General features: G+C 38.9%; 17 protein-coding genes. 6 read left to right on the top strand and 11 right to left on the bottom strand.

Annotated features, from left to right (window positions below; all coding sequences use genetic code 11):
* Nucleotides 1–34: 34 nt before the first annotated feature.
* Together BLP77_RS02055 and BLP77_RS02050 are read right to left on the bottom strand one after the other, a co-directional pair.
* Nucleotides 35–532, bottom strand: coding sequence for a YwgA family protein (locus tag BLP77_RS02055; protein WP_093855434.1), 498 nt, complete (start codon nucleotides 530–532; stop codon nucleotides 35–37).
* Between the two features lie 11 nt (nucleotides 533–543).
* Nucleotides 544–1,839 carry an HD domain-containing protein gene (locus BLP77_RS02050; protein ID WP_093855433.1) on the bottom strand — a complete coding sequence of 432 codons (1,296 nt, stop codon included), beginning with the start codon at nucleotides 1,837–1,839 and terminating at the stop codon, nucleotides 544–546.
* Nucleotides 1,840–2,171: 332 nt separating this feature from the next.
* Here BLP77_RS02050 and BLP77_RS02045 point away from each other — a divergent pair, with 332 nt between their 5' ends.
* The gene (locus BLP77_RS02045; RefSeq protein WP_093855432.1) at nucleotides 2,172–2,390 is read left to right on the top strand and encodes an AbrB/MazE/SpoVT family DNA-binding domain-containing protein; all 219 of its coding nucleotides are present in this window, start codon (nucleotides 2,172–2,174) and stop codon (nucleotides 2,388–2,390) included.
* Nucleotides 2,391–2,465: 75 nt separating this feature from the next.
* Here the strand turns inward: BLP77_RS02045 and BLP77_RS02040 are convergent, their stop codons facing one another.
* Both BLP77_RS02040 and BLP77_RS02035 read right to left on the bottom strand, forming a co-directional pair.
* Complete coding sequence (locus tag BLP77_RS02040; RefSeq protein ID WP_093855431.1) at nucleotides 2,466–2,657, bottom strand: hypothetical protein; 192 nt, start codon at nucleotides 2,655–2,657, stop codon at nucleotides 2,466–2,468.
* Nucleotides 2,658–2,683: 26 nt separating this feature from the next.
* Nucleotides 2,684–2,983, bottom strand: coding sequence for a hypothetical protein (locus tag BLP77_RS02035; RefSeq protein ID WP_093855430.1), 300 nt, complete (start codon nucleotides 2,981–2,983; stop codon nucleotides 2,684–2,686).
* 117 nt (nucleotides 2,984–3,100) lie between these two features.
* Between BLP77_RS02035 and BLP77_RS02030 the strand changes: the two genes are divergently transcribed.
* The 4 genes from BLP77_RS02030 to gerQ all read left to right on the top strand — a co-directional run bounded on the left by BLP77_RS02030 (nucleotide 3,101) and on the right by gerQ (nucleotide 6,387).
* A complete protein-coding gene (locus BLP77_RS02030) occupies nucleotides 3,101–3,919 on the top strand; it encodes a lipoate--protein ligase family protein (protein ID WP_093855429.1) in 819 nt (272 codons plus the stop codon).
* Nucleotides 3,920–4,160: 241 nt separating this feature from the next.
* On the top strand, nucleotides 4,161–4,904 hold the full coding sequence (hemQ, locus tag BLP77_RS02025; RefSeq protein WP_176752930.1) for a hydrogen peroxide-dependent heme synthase: 744 nt from the start codon (nucleotides 4,161–4,163) through the stop codon (nucleotides 4,902–4,904).
* A gap of 223 nt (nucleotides 4,905–5,127) precedes the next feature.
* Complete coding sequence (locus BLP77_RS02020; RefSeq protein WP_093855427.1) at nucleotides 5,128–5,550, top strand: cell wall hydrolase; 423 nt, start codon at nucleotides 5,128–5,130, stop codon at nucleotides 5,548–5,550.
* A 270-nt stretch (nucleotides 5,551–5,820) separates the two neighbouring features.
* Nucleotides 5,821–6,387: a spore coat protein GerQ gene (gene gerQ / locus BLP77_RS02015; protein ID WP_371859598.1), complete on the top strand. Its 567-nt coding sequence runs from the start codon at nucleotides 5,821–5,823 to the stop codon at nucleotides 6,385–6,387.
* 306 nt (nucleotides 6,388–6,693) lie between these two features.
* Here gerQ and argS read toward each other — a convergent pair whose 3' ends face one another.
* Nucleotides 6,694–8,364, bottom strand: a complete 1,671-nt coding sequence (gene argS, locus BLP77_RS02010) for an arginine--tRNA ligase (protein ID WP_093855426.1) — start codon at nucleotides 8,362–8,364, stop codon at nucleotides 6,694–6,696.
* Nucleotides 8,361–8,801, bottom strand: coding sequence for a YwiB family protein (locus tag BLP77_RS02005; protein WP_176752929.1), 441 nt, complete (start codon nucleotides 8,799–8,801; stop codon nucleotides 8,361–8,363). Before BLP77_RS02005 ends, argS begins: the two co-directional genes overlap by 4 nt.
* A 221-nt stretch (nucleotides 8,802–9,022) precedes the next feature.
* Between BLP77_RS02005 and BLP77_RS02000 the strand changes: the two genes are divergently transcribed.
* A complete protein-coding gene (locus tag BLP77_RS02000) occupies nucleotides 9,023–10,963 on the top strand; it encodes a transglycosylase domain-containing protein (protein WP_176752928.1) in 1,941 nt (646 codons plus the stop codon).
* Nucleotides 10,964–11,101: 138 nt separating this feature from the next.
* On the opposite strand, the gene BLP77_RS01995 is transcribed toward BLP77_RS02000, so the two are convergent.
* The 5 genes from BLP77_RS01995 to BLP77_RS01975 all read right to left on the bottom strand — a co-directional run bounded on the left by BLP77_RS01995 (nucleotide 11,102) and on the right by BLP77_RS01975 (nucleotide 15,567).
* Complete coding sequence (locus tag BLP77_RS01995) at nucleotides 11,102–11,623, bottom strand: YwhD family protein (protein ID WP_093855423.1); 522 nt, start codon at nucleotides 11,621–11,623, stop codon at nucleotides 11,102–11,104.
* Between the two features lie 127 nt (nucleotides 11,624–11,750).
* Nucleotides 11,751–12,122 (bottom strand): DUF423 domain-containing protein, encoded by a 372-nt coding sequence (locus tag BLP77_RS01990; protein WP_093855422.1) that lies wholly within the window; start codon nucleotides 12,120–12,122, stop codon nucleotides 11,751–11,753.
* Nucleotides 12,123–12,146: 24 nt separating this feature from the next.
* Nucleotides 12,147–12,452, bottom strand: coding sequence for a DUF5327 family protein (locus BLP77_RS01985; RefSeq protein ID WP_093855421.1), 306 nt, complete (start codon nucleotides 12,450–12,452; stop codon nucleotides 12,147–12,149).
* A 54-nt stretch (nucleotides 12,453–12,506) separates the two neighbouring features.
* Nucleotides 12,507–13,865, bottom strand: a complete 1,359-nt coding sequence (locus tag BLP77_RS01980) for a sodium-dependent transporter (RefSeq protein WP_307723635.1) — start codon at nucleotides 13,863–13,865, stop codon at nucleotides 12,507–12,509.
* Between the two features lie 436 nt (nucleotides 13,866–14,301).
* Nucleotides 14,302–15,567 carry a helix-turn-helix domain-containing protein gene (locus tag BLP77_RS01975; protein ID WP_093855419.1) on the bottom strand — a complete coding sequence of 422 codons (1,266 nt, stop codon included), beginning with the start codon at nucleotides 15,565–15,567 and terminating at the stop codon, nucleotides 14,302–14,304.
* Between the last annotated feature and the right edge of the window lie 2 nt (nucleotides 15,568–15,569).

The following is a 15,569-nucleotide window of genomic DNA, read 5'->3' as shown; positions in this document are numbered from 1 at the left end:
CTGCTATGGAGCTCCATAGCAGGGGTTTTATACTTTAATGCTTTTTCATATCATCAATAAATGTCCAGGCTTCTTGCAGGTCTTCTTCCGTATAATTTTGCTTGCTTTTAACGGTTAAAACCTTTTCCTCAACCTCTTCTTTAGTAAAATTATCAAAAAAGAGCATCGTCGATACAAGTTCTAAAAACTTCGAGCTTTGTTCATTCATTTTGTTAATTAATGCAGTCATATTAGGCGTATCAACATTTGAATCCGTTAAAAAGCTTGTCCCGTTATCGGTAAGCGTATAACGATATTGATAGTAGCCTTTTTCCTGTTCCTTTTCTTCTACTAGAAAACCTAAATTACACAGTTCCTCAATCCGTGTTGATAATTCTTCAGAGTAAGGTCCATAAAAATGAAAGGAATACCGTTCAGAAAAATTGAACCCTGTTTTTTTCAATATGTAAACCATCTTTTGAAGGCGTTTCCGACCAACCACTTCCTGGGCTTGCTCGAAAAACGCCATTAGTTTTGCGTGATCTTCTAACATGTCTTCAGCCCCTATCCCTTTAATATTTCTCTAATCCGTCGTTTGATGTTGCTATCTTCGGGAAGTTGGTTAATGAAATCCTCGGCATAATATAATTTGTGATCCGTTCGTTTTTTGCCGGAAATAGCTTCAACAATATCCGATTGACGTGAGAGTTCTTTAAGTTCACCGTTCGGCATTTGTAGTAAGATCGGTAATCGTTCTTCATCTTCACCCTGGCGATAAAAGTCATAGGGTAAATCCGATGATGAATCGACTTCTAAATAATAAGACGGGTCAATTCCCGCTTCCGTAAAGTAATCCTTCAAGTCCATCAGCTCGCGATACTGGTTGCCAGGGTTAAACTCAATATATTTAAATAAATCGCGGTCAACAAAGCGACGACACAAGTCAGCTAGAATCGCATCGTCCTCTTCCTGCCAAATATGAAAATAGTAAAAAGCAACATTCTCATCTAGCTTTAAGTAATCTTTTAAGGAAACGTCATGATCAAAGAAGCTAATAAAATGCATGGGCTCCAATTTAAATGCGTAATTCGATTCATATAATTCCTTCGCACGATGTAAGATTTTTGTCAGAATAACCTCTGCACTTCTTGTGACTGGATGGAAATAAACCTGCCAATACATTTGATAGCGGCTCATGATGTAATCTTCTACCGCATGCATACCACTTTCTTTAACTACCGCCTGGTCTTCCATCGGGCGCATCACACGCAAGATTCGTTCCATATCGAAATGACCGTAACTGACACCCGTAAAATAGGCATCGCGCTGTAAATAATCCATCCGATCCGCATCAATTTGACTGGAAATCAGACTGACGACTAACTTATTTCGATACGTCTTATTAATGACATCGGCGACATCTTGAGGAAATTGAGGATCCACTTTTAATAAAACCTCATTTACCTTTGTATCACCTAAAATAATTTCTCTTGTGAAATCCTCATGATCTAAACCAAATACCTTTTCAAATGAATGAGAAAACGGGCCGTGCCCTAAATCATGAAGTAGTGCTGCACAGAGACATAGCATACGGTCATCGTCATTCCAGTTCGGCTGCCCCCGGAAATTCTCTACAATTCGACGAACAATTTCATAAACCCCTAATGAATGGCTAAACCGACTATGTTCAGCCCCGTGGAAGGTTAAATAAGTTGTCCCGAGCTGCTTAATACGCCTTAGCCTTTGAAATTCCGGCGTGCCGATCAAGTCCCAAATTAACTGATCACGAACATGAATGTAGCGATGAACTGGATCTTTAAACACTTTCTCTTCGCTTAATTGCTCATGGCGATATGACATCTTTTCCGACCTTTCTACAAGATATATCATTTATTATAACGATTTTTTAGCTGAATGACATCCTTTTTTAGATAAAAATTAATCTATGTTTTGGAGTCGCCAATTTTGGAGGTGGAGTCGCCAACCTGGGTGCTGGACTCGCCAATTTGAAGTACGGACTCGGCGAATCGAATTCCCAGAACACCAAACCTAACCTATTTAAATGATCCAAATTTGAACGTTTGCATCATTATTGTAGTATACAATAAATGGAAGTATGATAAAATGGTGGCACAGGAAGGAAACCAAAGCGAACCAAAAATAGTATGAAAGAAGAGGGAGAAATCGATTAAATGACTAAAACTGTAACAAAGTGGGACAACAGTTTAGGTATTCGCCTACCACAAGCCATGGCCAAGAACAAAGGATTAAAAGATGGCTCACAAGTCCATTTTGAAGAAGTAAAGAAGGGAATAGATTTTCAGGCACGGCCTATGAAGATAGTTGAGCAAGCACCAAGTTACACAACGAATAACTGTGTCCATTTCATAAAAAAAATCCTCGACGAATAGACGTATAGTTCATTTGAAAAAAGAGATACTCGGTCTATGAGTAACTCTTTATTTTTACCCACATTTTATGACCCCTTACTGATTCCAATCATTCGAATCATCATCTAAAAAAGAAGGTGGTTCTTCTTCTTTAATTCCATATTCTTGCTTAAGAAATTGGGCTAGAATGGATTGATTAATTCCCCTTTTAACAGCTGCTGCAATAACAAAATATAGAATCAATAGTCCAATTGCCCAAAATATGAGCGACATGAAAAGTTCCCCCATGAAATACCTCCTAAAAAGCTTTTATCTTATTCTCTAGCTTCTTTTATATTGAGTAACCCGTCAACAAGCAGGACGAAAAACGCTACCCAATGGAGAATCATACCAACAACAGGAATAACTGCAATGACGGAAACCGCTATACCAGTGATAGCGCCCCACTTGGCATAACCGTAACGCCAGGATAGAATTAAAATCCCAATATAAAATAATAGCATAAAAAGCAAAGGTCCCCATGCGTTCGCAAAAATAAAGGCACCACCTACAAAAGGAATACCTAAGAAAAACTCAATCCCCGACGCTATAAGCTTTAAGATTGCCACAATCATTTGAGTCACATCCTTTAATTCCAGTTTATTTTATTATAATAGGTTATAGTTATATTCGCCATTTTTATTAAAATCGATTAAACTACTAACTGTAATCTTAACTGAAGGAACGATCATATGAATCATACACTTTTAAATTTTAAAACGATAAGAAAAATCGACCATCGTAACGCAGCCGATGTCGACATTATAGAGTCATTTGCTACGGATGATACGCTTTGTTTGACCGCAAGTGAAATAGGCGAAACAGCGATTCGTTACTGGGTGCATCAACCTACCGTTGTACTTGGCATCCCGGATAGTCGTTTGCCTTATATTGACGAAGGCATTCAATATATAAAGGATCAAGGCTACCAAGTAATTATTCGTAACTCTGGTGGGCTAGCTGTTGTGTTAGATGAAGGTATTTTAAACATATCACTTATTTTCCCTGAAGCTAAAACCTTCGATATTCACGATGGTTATCAAGCGATGGTTGAATTTATCCGGTGGGTTCTTAATGATGAAGGTTGTCCAATTGAAGCCTATGAAATCGAACAATCCTATTGCCCTGGTGAATACGACTTAAGCATTGATGGTAAGAAGTTCGCAGGCATTTCTCAGCGCCGGGTTAAGAACGGATCGGCCGTACAAATCTATCTTGATATTGAAGGAAACGGACAAGAACGCGCACAGTTATTGAAAACATTTTACGAGATATCGTTAAAAGGTGAATCAACTAAATTTAAGTATCCGGATATTGATCCTACTGTCATGGCGTCACTCGATCAACTTTTTCAAAAAGATTTGACAGTCGAGCAAGTGATTAAACGAATTGAAGATAAGCTAAATACACATGGCGTCACCATTGATGAACGGCCTTTTTCAGAGCAAGAAAAACATTGGTATAAGAATCGTCTTGAGCTCATGCGTGATAGAAATAAGAAAATCCTATAATAATTATTCAACTTTTGAGAACTATTAATCCGATATTGAGAAAAAACTAGCTAAGATTGAGAACCTTTCTGCCAGGATTGAGAAAAACTTAGCCAAGATTAGGAACTGCTGAGCCGGGATTTTTGTTAAATTTTTCGCCAATAATTGTTAACAAAACGTTCACGTGCTTTTCCTTTTAATCGTGCGCATGCCTTGTGATATAGTTAAATTGTAAATGAATTGAAAATAAGGAGTGAAACCAATGCCAGAAGCAGTTGAAACGTTAGATGGTTGGTATTGTTTACATGATTTTCGCCAAGTTGATTGGACAGCTTGGAAATTAGCATCTGAGGAAGAACGCAAACAAGCCTTAAAAGAACTAGACGAGCTTCTTTCAGGCTGGGAAGAGGTTGAATCTAATAAAAACGGAAGCGTCGGATTTTATCAAATCATTGGTCAAAAAGCGGACTTATTATTTATGAATCTTCGCCCAACAATGGAAGAGTTAACGGAGCTTGAAACAGCTTTTAATAAAACAAAAATGGCTGAATTTTTAATTCCTGCCTACTCATTCGTGTCGGTTGTTGAACTTTCAACTTATATGGCTAAAGGAAAAGACCCTGATACAGATCCAGAAATTCAAGCTCGACTTAAACCGATTTTACCAAAATGGGATCACATCTGTTTCTACCCAATGGATCGCAAACGTGAAAGCGACAATAACTGGTTCATGGAGGAAAAAGATGAACGCGGCCGCTTAATGTATGAACACGGTATGACTGGACGCAAATATGCTGGTAAGGTTCGCCAAATTATCACAGGTAGTATCGGTTTTGATGATTGGGAATGGGGCGTGACCCTTTATGCTCACGATATGCTTCAATTCAAGAAACTCATCTATGAAATGCGCTTTGATGAAGTTAGTGCCCGTTTTGCGGAGTTTGGCGAATTTTTCGTTGGCCATCGCAAATCAAAAGATGATGTTGAAAAAATCATGGACGTTTAATTCCCATTATTATGATAGCTGAGTCACAACAGTGGCTCAGTTTTTTTATGCCTTAAAACCTCTCTTCGTTTATTTTTTAGTCATTTGTACCAAAAAGTACAAGCCTACTAATCAACTTTTACCCAATTAAACATATATATGAACTAGTGAGTTATAGAAGCTTTAACAAGTGGCGTTTTCCCTCCACTATTCGGTGAATCTGCCTAGAAAGAGGTGGTATAGATTGGCAGTCATTGCATATAACGAGGCTCAATTAAAACAACTAGCAAGATTAATGCGGGCCGAGGCTGAAGGCGACGGACAATTAGGGATGCTTCTCGTTGGAAATGTCGGTGTCAACCGAGTAATTGTCGAATGTTTAGATTTTGAAAATATTGATTCACTTCCAGATATGATTTTTCAATCACCGGGCGGATTTGAAGCTGTTCAGGAGTCTTATTTCTACCAACGGGCCAGAGATCAAGATATTCGCCTAGCTAGAAGAGTCACTGCTGGACAGGAGTTTGAACCTGGCGATGATTCGTTGTGGTTTTTCCGTCCGTCTGGCGATTGCCCTGCCCAATGGTTTGGACAATGGAATTCTGGGCGATACAAATCACATTGTTATTTTACACCGACACAAGGTGAATGTCCTAGTTTATTTTAATTTCAATAAATTTTTTAAATATGATAGGGAGGTTGATGATTGTTGGATCAGTCAAATGATAGGGCACATCAAGACAAAAAGAAGACACCTGAGAAAAAATCCTTCAACAACCCCAATAATTTGAAAGGCTCTGAAGGAAAGAAGTGGTCAGGAGGTGCTGGTGACGGCAAAAAAATGACGTTACCAGGAAAAGGTAAATTGCCAGGGTTAGCTGGTGGAATGGGAGGTAATACTGGAATGAGTAATTATCAAGGTGGTCAGTCATCAGGAATGCAGCAAGGTATGGGACCTCAGGGTGGTCAAGGAATGGGCGGCTTCCCAGGCGGGCAAATGCCAGGGCAAGGTATGATGCCAGGCGGTTTTCCTCTGCCTTCGGGTAGCGGCCAAACTGGTGGTGGAATGCAGGGTATGCCCCAACAAGGTCAAGGCGGGCAAATGTCCGGATCAGGCCAAATGCCGATGCCAGGCCAAGGACAGATAGGTCAAGGAGGGCAAATGCCTATGCAGGGGCAAATGCCTATGCAGGGACAGATGCCAGGCCAAGGACAGATACCTGGTCAAATGATACAAGGAGCGATGCAACAGTTACCACGTGAGCGCTCATATATCGAGAACATCCTACGTCTAAACCGTGGGAAGTCTGTTACAGTTTACATGACATTTGAAAACAATGAAAATTGGAATGCAAAAGTCTTTAGAGGAATTTTAGAAGAAGCAGGAAAAGACCATATTGTTGTTGCAGATCCGCAGTCAGGAAAATGGTATCTACTGCTTATGATTTACTTAGACTATGTTGTGTTTGATGAAGAAATAGAATATCAATATCCATTCGGGTAAGTCTGATACGTTTCCAGCTTGGGGCTGGAAACGTTTTTTGTTTCTTTTTAGGGACCTACATTAGTCATGATTTATTATAGGGTGATTATTGTCTTTATTGGGGATTCATTATTGTCATTGGGGAATCACAGGAGCTAATGGGCACTCAGAACAGTTCTTTGGGCGAAAAATCATGTTCAATGGGGAATCTTTGGCCTTCATTGGGGAATCAACATAGATCAATGGGGAATTAGCACCGCTCATTGGGGATTCAGCACAGTAAACAATAAAAAAGCTTTGACCGCATCTCGGTCAAAGCTTTTCCTCTTACATTTTTTCTGGCGCTTCCACGCCAATTAACCCTAATGCGTCTTTGATGACGACACGCACGGCTTTGACTAACGTAATTCGAGCCTGCGTTAATTCTGGTTGCTCTAAATCGATTACTTTTACAGCATTATAAAAGCTGTGTAAGTCTGAAGCTAAGTCAAACACGTATTGCGGGATGCGGTGAGGCATCCGTTTTTCCGCTGCATCGGCAATCACCTGTGGATAATCACCTAACCGTTTTAATAAATCTACTTCTTTTTCGTCTTGAAGCAAAGAAGTATCAGCCGCTGCGCCGACGTCTACTCCTTTTTCTTCCGCTTGTCTTAACATACTACAAATACGGGCGTGAGCATACTGGACATAGTAAACTGGATTTTCAGTCGATTGTGACTTCGCTAAATCCATGTCAAAATCTAAATGGGCATCATTAGAACGCATGATGAAGAAATAACGCGTGGCATCAATCCCAACTTCTTCAATCAGTTCCTTCATCGTAACAGCTTTCCCAGTCCGTTTACTCATTTTCACTTTCTCACCGTTTTCAAATAGGCTCACCATTTGCGCTATTTTGATATCTAAAATATCTTTCGGGTAGCCCAAAGCTTGAATCGCTGCATGCATTCGCGCCATATAACCGTGGTGGTCCGCACCCCAAATATTGATTAGTTCATCAAAGCCACGTTCAATTTTATTTTGGTGGTAAGCTATGTCCGGTGTTAAATACGTAAAAGTACCATCCTGTTTTACAAGGACACGGTCTTTATCGTCACCGAACGCTGTCGATTTAAACCAAGTGGCACCATCCGCTTCATAAACATAGCCTTTATCCTTTAATTTTTGAACCGCATCATCCACTAGGCCTTTATCATATAAAGATGTTTCAGAAAACCATGAATCAAACGGAACACGGTAGTTTTCAAGATCCTTTTCAATTCGATCTAATAAATGCTTTAACCCATATTGACGGAATTCTGATAGGCGTTGTTCTTGAACTAATTCGGCAAAACGTTCACCATGCTCATCAACTAATGACTGGGCTAGATCGATAATATCTTGCCCACGATAACCGTCCTCTGGCATATCTATGTCTTGTCCAATCGCCTGAAAATAACGTGCATTGATGGATTGAGCAAGGTTATCAATCTGATTCCCTGCATCGTTAATATAGTACTCGCGCTCGATGTTATAGCCCGCTTTTTCCATAACGTTTGCTAGACCATCACCAAAAGCTGCACCACGGGCATGGCCTAGGTGTAGTGTACCAGTTGGGTTCGCAGATACGAACTCAATTTGTATACGCTGTCCCTTACCTGTATTAGACGTACCATATGCTTCACCTTGATCTAAAATCGTATTGACAACTCCCGTTAATGACGATTGATCAATAAAGAAATTAATAAAACCTGGGCCAGCAATTTCAATCTTTTGTACCGATGCCTTTTCGGTATTTAAATGCTCGACGATATCTTCTGCGATTTGACTTGGTGCTTTCTTCGCAATACGAGCCAATTGCATCGCCATATTAGTCGCATAATCGCCGTGAGCTTTGTCTTTAGGTGTTTCCAAAACAACTTCAGGAAGCTCTTCCTCAGTCGCTAACCCCGCTTCTATGACAGCTGAGGCAATTTCTTGTTTTAACGTAGCTTCGATTTGTCCGACGATATTCATTCAGCATCCTCCTCTTGAAAGTGCAACTCAAACACGTGTCGACGTGGTTCTTGATCATTTAGCGTTACATCATAGTTCATATATATTTTGCCCGACCGATTGCCGATTCCTTTCACAAATTGCATTCGGTGTGTCGTTGTTTCCATACGAAATTTACCATATGGATGATAATAAACACACTCCGTACTTGCACCGATTCGAAAGACTTGGTGCATTTGTAAAGGGCCTTCCCTTTTAACTGAAATTCGGTCATCTTGAATCACGATTGTCGTGACCACGAAACCTAAGTCTTCCATCTGCTCATCATATTTTATCATATGGATGTTACCTTTGTGGACGTAAGAGCCTTTTTCCGTTTTGGAAATGGATTCATTCCCATTCTCATCCTCTATTTCTGTATCAATCTTTATATTAATTGGAATCGTATGACTAGCCAAATTCAATCTTCCTTTCTATCTTACCCAACTAATCCTGATGGTTAATCATTATATATTTTGCCATATATCGATCTATTTGTTTAGTTACATTTGAACCAGACGAAAAAAAACTGTGAAACATTATTATATCGAAACGTGTAGATAAATAGAAGAGAAGAACGTTTAAAACTCAGTCATTTTCTCCATAATATTAAAGAATGTTAACTACAGGAGAGATGACCATGATCAGAAAACTATTACGATTGTTTCTACTAACCGTTGTTTTCGGACTATCAACTGGAGCCGTTATACTCGTCTACTCTGTTATACAAGGCCCCCCTAAATACGAGATAGCTGATAACACAATTGTTTATGATCAAAATGAAGACGTTATTTCCGTGGAACATGGTATTCAAAACCGATTTTGGGTTGAATTAGACGATATCTCTCCCTATGTCATGGATGCCTTTATCGCAGCCGAAGACGATAACTTCTATAATCACTTTGGATTTGATATAAAACGTATTGCAAGTGCGGTTTATCATAATATTCTAGCGATGGACAAAGTACAAGGCGCAAGCACCATCACCCAGCAGTATGCCAGGAACATCTTTTTAACCCATCAAAAAACCTGGGAACGAAAAATACAAGAGGCTTTAATCTCTCTCAGACTCGAAATCTTTCAGGATAAAGACGAGATTCTAGAAGGTTATTTAAACACCATTTATTTTGGACATGGACAGTATGGTATTCAAGCAGCCAGTCAGTTTTATTTTGAAAAGGATGCTGATGATCTTACGTTAGAAGAAGCCGCTTTATTGTCTGCTATACCTAAAGGACCGTCTGTTTATTCACCACTCAATTCATATGAAAATGCGATGAATCGTAAAGATTGGATTTTGAGACGGATGTATGAAACAGACAAAATTACAGCTTCCTCCTATCAACAGGCTAAGCGAATTGATTTAAGAATTGCCGTAACGGCGTCGGAAAAAGAACCCGAAATCGGTCAATATTTTACGGAAACTGCCTTAAATCGAGCGTCAGAGCTACTCGGGATTAGCCGACAAGAATTGGACAGTAAAGGATACGATGTTTATACAACGATGGATCACCAAGCCCAGGAAAAGCTTGAACAAACAATTCAAGAGGAAATGCCCGCTGATACCGAGATGCAAATCGGAGCTGTCACAATTGATCCAACCTCAGGTAGAGTGGTCGCCATGCAAGGCGGCAAAAACTATGAACAGTCACCTTATAACCGTGTAACACAAGCCAAACGCATGACAGGTTCTACCTTTAAACCGTTTTTATATTACGCTGCCCTCGTTTACGGCTTTACACCTTCGACCCAATTAGAAAGCCGAGAGACGAGCTTCACCTTAGAAAACGGTAAGGTTTACTCTCCTGCCAATTATAGTGACAGCTATGCGGACCGACCCGTCACACTCTCCCAAGCGGTTGCGGTTTCCGATAATATTTATGCGATTAAAACGAATCAGTTTGTCGGGCCAGAAAACTTAGTAGATGCCGCTAAAACGTTTGGAATCGAGGCGGAATTACCTTCCGTTTTATCACTTGCATTGGGCACAGCTTCTATTTCTGTTATGGATATGGCAGAATCCTATAGTGTTTTAGCCAATGAAGGTTGGTCAGTCAAACCTTACTTGATTGAAAAAATAGTGGATCGTGATGGCAATATTGTTTATCAGCATCAGGCCAAGACACCCGAGCGTTTACTTGAAGAAAACCATGCCTTCGTCTTAACGCATCTCTTAACCGGGATGTTCGATAAGCGGCTTAATGGTTATATGTATGTAACAGGGTCATCGATTGCCGATCAGCTTACTCACGAATACGCCGGAAAATCAGGAACTACTCCAAGTGATAGCTGGATGATTGGGTATTCACCGCAATATACAACTGCCGTCTGGACTGGGTTTGATGATAACCGTGAAATAAAAAGAGTACAGGATTCACGAGCTGCTAAACAGGTCTGGGCGACTTATATGGAACGATTACACAAAGAAATGCCTGTTCAAACGTTTAATGCTCCAACAGGTGTCGTTGGACTACAAGTTGATCCGATAACAGGTAAGCTTGAAGGCCCTGCCTGTGAGGATCGAACACGTTTAACGTATTATATTAAAGGCACTGAGCCTAAAGAGGTTTGCACACAATAAATGGGGTTGGCGTGATTCGCCAACCCCTTTTATTAGTCCTAATAAACATGTGATGTTAAACCCATGTTTAATTTCATTTTACAAAGGAATTTTAAAAGTTACAATCGTAATGCTAAATGTTCACAATTCATTCATAAATTAAGCAAAGGCTTGCTTTAATTCATCACTTGCATTTTCCCAATACTCTGAGTTGAAATCACGCAGAAACTCACCGAGTAATTGTTTCGATTTGTCATCCATTTGGTCAACAACGATTCGCCCCTTAAGCGATTTATCCATTCGGTTAACATGTTCAGCTAAAATTTTATACCCCCGGCGTGCTTCACGGTCTACTTCTAAATAACTAGCTGCAACGCCATGGTAATATGGACCCTCATCTTTACGCTCAACAGTAACCCAAACAAGCCAGTAAGGTTTACCATTAGGGACTTCTTCTTTATCTGTTACAAATTTAATACGTTTTTCAACTTCACTGCGCGCGTGCATCGCGCCCATATCGACCCACACTTTTTCGTCTGTAGGATCTACGACAAGGGGTGACATATTTTCTAAGCTAATGGTTCCACCACCGCTATAGCTTGGGTGTCCATCAATCGGGTCATCCTTCATAATCGTAAATTGATTGCTTTTTTTATTCTCTTTATCATCAAACGATTTCATCGAGAAACCCTCCTAAAATGTATCTATATCTATTCTGCCATAATGGGTATGGTTTATAAAGTAAGACATATATCTGGTAAAATCACCATCAAATAACCCACCTGCATACCTACAGATGGGTCAAAATTTAACCTACCATTTTCATAACTCCTATGCCGAGCAATACCCAGCCGACTAAAAAGGCCACACCGCCGATTGGTGTAATCATCGCAAATGTTTTGATTGTGCTAAGCGAATAAATATATAAGCTACCCGAGAAAAGAATAATACCGATTAAAAACGTCCAACCCGCTGATGCGAACATACTGCTGTCAAAGCGGAGCAGCATCATACCAGCTATCAATATCGCTACGGTATGAAACATTTGATATTGAACTGCTTTTTCCCAAGTTTGTAGCATTTTTTCACTTAATCGTCCTTCTAATCCATGTGCACCAAATGCACCTAAAGCGACTGCTAGAAATCCATTAACGACACCAATAAGTAATAATGCCTTCATGTTAAATCCCCTTTTACATTTATGTTAAAAATCAAAGATTGAATCGCCGTTTGCATCATCTTCTTCTAAACGACTTTCGCGCTTCGTCGTTTTTTTAGACGGTGATTGAGAGATACCCATCATTCGCGCTTCTGCCTCACTCATCTGAGGTTGCTCTGATTTGGATTGACTAATTGACTCAGAGGTTTCTTCATAGGAATTAATGACCACATCAGCTAGCGACTTGATCACATGCATTTTCGATAGTACATGTTGCTGTGAAGCTGATGAATCCACTTCCTCTAACTCCTTCTTCATTTGTCGAATGATCGCATGATATGAAACAGGCATCCTTAACTCACCTCCATCGCAAAACTACTACTAGTATAACATGGTACACCTTAATTACGCAGTTATATCAAACACTTGTGCAATGACTATAACTACTAAAATAATCGGCACGACAAACTTCACAATAAAATACCATACATTAGCAAGACTTTTGCTTTGAATTTCACTGTTTGCTAATGCTTGTTCTTTGTTTAAATACAAACCAACAAAGAGTGCCATTAATAACGCACCTAATGGCAGCATAAAGTTTGCCGTTATATAATCAATCGAACCTAGAATATCACGATCACCAATTGGTGTGACACCACTCCAAATACCATACCCAAATGATGAAGCAACCCCTAGCACGAAAATAATCGCCGTACACAAATAGGTTGCGGCTTTTCTTGTCATGCCAATCGTCCGTGAGAAGAAAGCTACTGGTAGTTCAAGTAACGATATGGCTGACGATAACGCTGCCATTGACAATAAAACGAAGAAAACAATACCAATCATATTTCCTAAAGGCATACTCGCAAAAATACTTGGTAATGTAATAAATACGAGTGGCGGACCTTCGCCGATACTTAAACCAAAACTAAAGACAGCTGGAAAAATGATAATACCCGATATGATGGCAAAAACGGTATCCATTAAACCAATCCCGACTGTTGCCGTGGGCAATTTATCTTTTGCCTTTAAATAACTACCGTACGTTAACATACCTCCAACACCTAAGCTCAAGGAAAAGAAAGCCTGACCGAGAGCTGTTAGATATAACTTAGGGTCACCTAGCAAGGACCAATCGGGTTGGAATAAAAATTTTAATCCCTCAAAAGCACCGTCTAACGTTAAAACAAATCCCGCCATAAAAATCATTAGAAGCGCTAAGGCTGGCATTAAGAATACATTAGCTTTTTCAATTCCACCTTTAATCCCGCGAATGACAATGAATAATGTGATCCCTAAAAACAAAGCCTGCCAAAATAACGGGTAAATCGTACTAGAAGTCCATTCACCAAACACTTGACCGAAACCACCGTCCGGCTCTGTCCAAAAAGCTCCTGTTACATATCGATATAAATAAAATAAAGACCACCCTGCGACAACACTATAGAAGCTAAGAATTAAAATTCCACCGATGACACCCATAAATCCTGTCCAGTGCCATTTCGTCCCCGGTGCTAAATTCTGAAACGAACCGACAGCATCCTTTTGCCCAGCCTTACCTATACTGAATTCAGCTAACAATAAAGGAATTCCAATCAAAAACACAAAGCCAAGATAGACGAGTAAGAAAGTCGCTCCACCTAATTCCCCTGTAATATATGGAAAACGCCAGATATTACCTAACCCTACAGCAGATCCCATAGCTGCTAGCATAAAACCCAGCCTTGTCTTCCAATAATCTTGGTAACTCTTCAAAACAATCACCTCACAATATCTCAATTTTAATTAATATAGCATATGTCATCGCTATCAAAAAAGTAGCAATTTCACATCAGTTAATATAAATAAAAACACTGCAAAGCTTGCAGTGTGTTAACTCTCCCGTATTCCCTCATTTATCTTTTTATTTTTTCCTCTGTTCTGTACTTTTGCCAAACCCAACTGACAAAGTCTTTCTCTCTAGGGTAAAGATCCCGTCCTAACCTTGTCTCAAATCTGTTGACAAACCTATCATACTTCAGCATAAGACTAATTTCCTCCCCACACCTATAAACTAGATACCCACCACTAACATATTCGTGTTGTCAACAAGATATGACATTAAAATCTGCTGAAGAATACAACCTATTTTATATTATACACAAAAATGAATGGTTTGTAGAGTATTTTTTGAAAATTTCTAAAATTCTTTTAGGGATTTTTAATATTTTGTATCGAACTTATAGTTCATAAGTCGTTTTCTCTGCTCATCAGCCCCCATTAAGATTTCAGCAGCACTTTTATATCTTTTTAATTGATATAATGTATAGCCTAGTAATTGATAATAGAACGTTAAATCAAACGATTGGCCAGTGATTCTAAAAAAAGGAATAGCTTTCTTTTTTAAATAATCTATTAATCCTTCCTCATCCTTTTCGATAAGTAGATTTAATACATGAAATTTAATTAAATAACGTTCAATATTATACTCTTTCGCCATCGACATACCTGAACCAATATACTTCACCGCCATTTCGAAGTCTTCTTTCATATAATATAAGTGGGCGATTAAATACCGACAATGTAACAATTCAGGTTCGTTAATATTAAATTGTAAGCATCTTTTTAGTGACAGTTCAGCCTGATCAAAATCCCTTTTTATAGCCTGAATAAAACCCAAGTGAAAATAGATTTTCACAATGGCTTTGACATCAAATTTATCATCAATTAGGGTGATTAATCGTTGTAAATGTTGCTCAGCTACGTTTAAATCATGGGCATAAATATAGTTAACGCTAATGACAATTTCACATTCAATAATTCTCGTATAATATAATTTGTCTTGAAAGATTCTTAGAGCCCGACGTGCATAAGCATTGGATGTTAGGACCTTTTCAAGATGACTATAAACAATCGCCAACAATATTAATAGTTCAGGATCTTCAACGTCCTTTGAATATTCCTCAGCTTGTTCTAATTGATTTAACGCATCAATATATAGGCCTTTGTTTTTATAATATTCACCCGTAAACTTATAAAAACTATATGCATCTACTGCTTCAAACAGTGTTTCATATTCATAAATCGTTTGGTATAGTTGATCTGCTTTTTTCACTTGATCAGTCATTAAATAATAACCAAACAGTGCAAGTTCATATAAAAACTCAATATCATAATGCGCCTGTGTATCGGTACTGCTTTGCAGCTGGATATAAAGCTTTTTAGCATTGATCAAGTCGTACTCATGAATATATGTCATCCACTGTTTGACCTGATGTAAATTATGAGTATCAGCATAATTGGTTAATTTGTACTGATCAATATTAAGGCGTTCAGCAATTTGAAATAAAATATCCTCATTAGCAGGAATTTGATTATTTTCAATTTTACTTAGTTGTGTAACAGAACAAATTCCCTCAGCTAATTGTTCTTGAGTATAACTTTTCTTATTTCGGTGCCATTTGATCATTTTCCCTACTAACGTCATGT

It is taken from the genome of Tenuibacillus multivorans, from assembly GCF_900103915.1.
GTDB lineage: Bacteria > Bacillota > Bacilli > Bacillales > Alkalibacillaceae > Tenuibacillus > Tenuibacillus multivorans.
This window is presented reverse-complemented; position numbering and strand designations above follow the sequence as displayed.

Coding starts and splice junctions, on each gene's coding strand:
- BLP77_RS02055 (WP_093855434.1), bottom strand. CDS start 532: ATGTTAGAAGATCACGCAAAACTAATGGCGTTTTTCGAGCAAGCCCAG.
- BLP77_RS02050 (WP_093855433.1), bottom strand. CDS start 1,839: ATGTCATATCGCCATGAGCAATTAAGCGAAGAGAAAGTGTTTAAAGAT.
- BLP77_RS02045 (WP_093855432.1), top strand. CDS start 2,172: ATGACTAAAACTGTAACAAAGTGGGACAACAGTTTAGGTATTCGCCTA.
- BLP77_RS02040 (WP_093855431.1), bottom strand. CDS start 2,657: ATGGGGGAACTTTTCATGTCGCTCATATTTTGGGCAATTGGACTATTG.
- BLP77_RS02035 (WP_093855430.1), bottom strand. CDS start 2,983: ATGATTGTGGCAATCTTAAAGCTTATAGCGTCGGGGATTGAGTTTTTC.
- BLP77_RS02030 (WP_093855429.1), top strand. CDS start 3,101: ATGAATCATACACTTTTAAATTTTAAAACGATAAGAAAAATCGACCAT.
- hemQ (WP_176752930.1), top strand. CDS start 4,161: ATGCCAGAAGCAGTTGAAACGTTAGATGGTTGGTATTGTTTACATGAT.
- gerQ (WP_371859598.1), top strand. CDS start 5,821: ATGCAGCAAGGTATGGGACCTCAGGGTGGTCAAGGAATGGGCGGCTTC.
- argS (WP_093855426.1), bottom strand. CDS start 8,364: ATGAATATCGTCGGACAAATCGAAGCTACGTTAAAACAAGAAATTGCC.
- BLP77_RS02000 (WP_176752928.1), top strand. CDS start 9,023: ATGATCAGAAAACTATTACGATTGTTTCTACTAACCGTTGTTTTCGGA.
- BLP77_RS01995 (WP_093855423.1), bottom strand. CDS start 11,623: ATGAAATCGTTTGATGATAAAGAGAATAAAAAAAGCAATCAATTTACG.
- BLP77_RS01990 (WP_093855422.1), bottom strand. CDS start 12,122: ATGAAGGCATTATTACTTATTGGTGTCGTTAATGGATTTCTAGCAGTC.
- BLP77_RS01985 (WP_093855421.1), bottom strand. CDS start 12,452: ATGCCTGTTTCATATCATGCGATCATTCGACAAATGAAGAAGGAGTTA.
- BLP77_RS01975 (WP_093855419.1), bottom strand. CDS start 15,567: ATGACGTTAGTAGGGAAAATGATCAAATGGCACCGAAATAAGAAAAGT.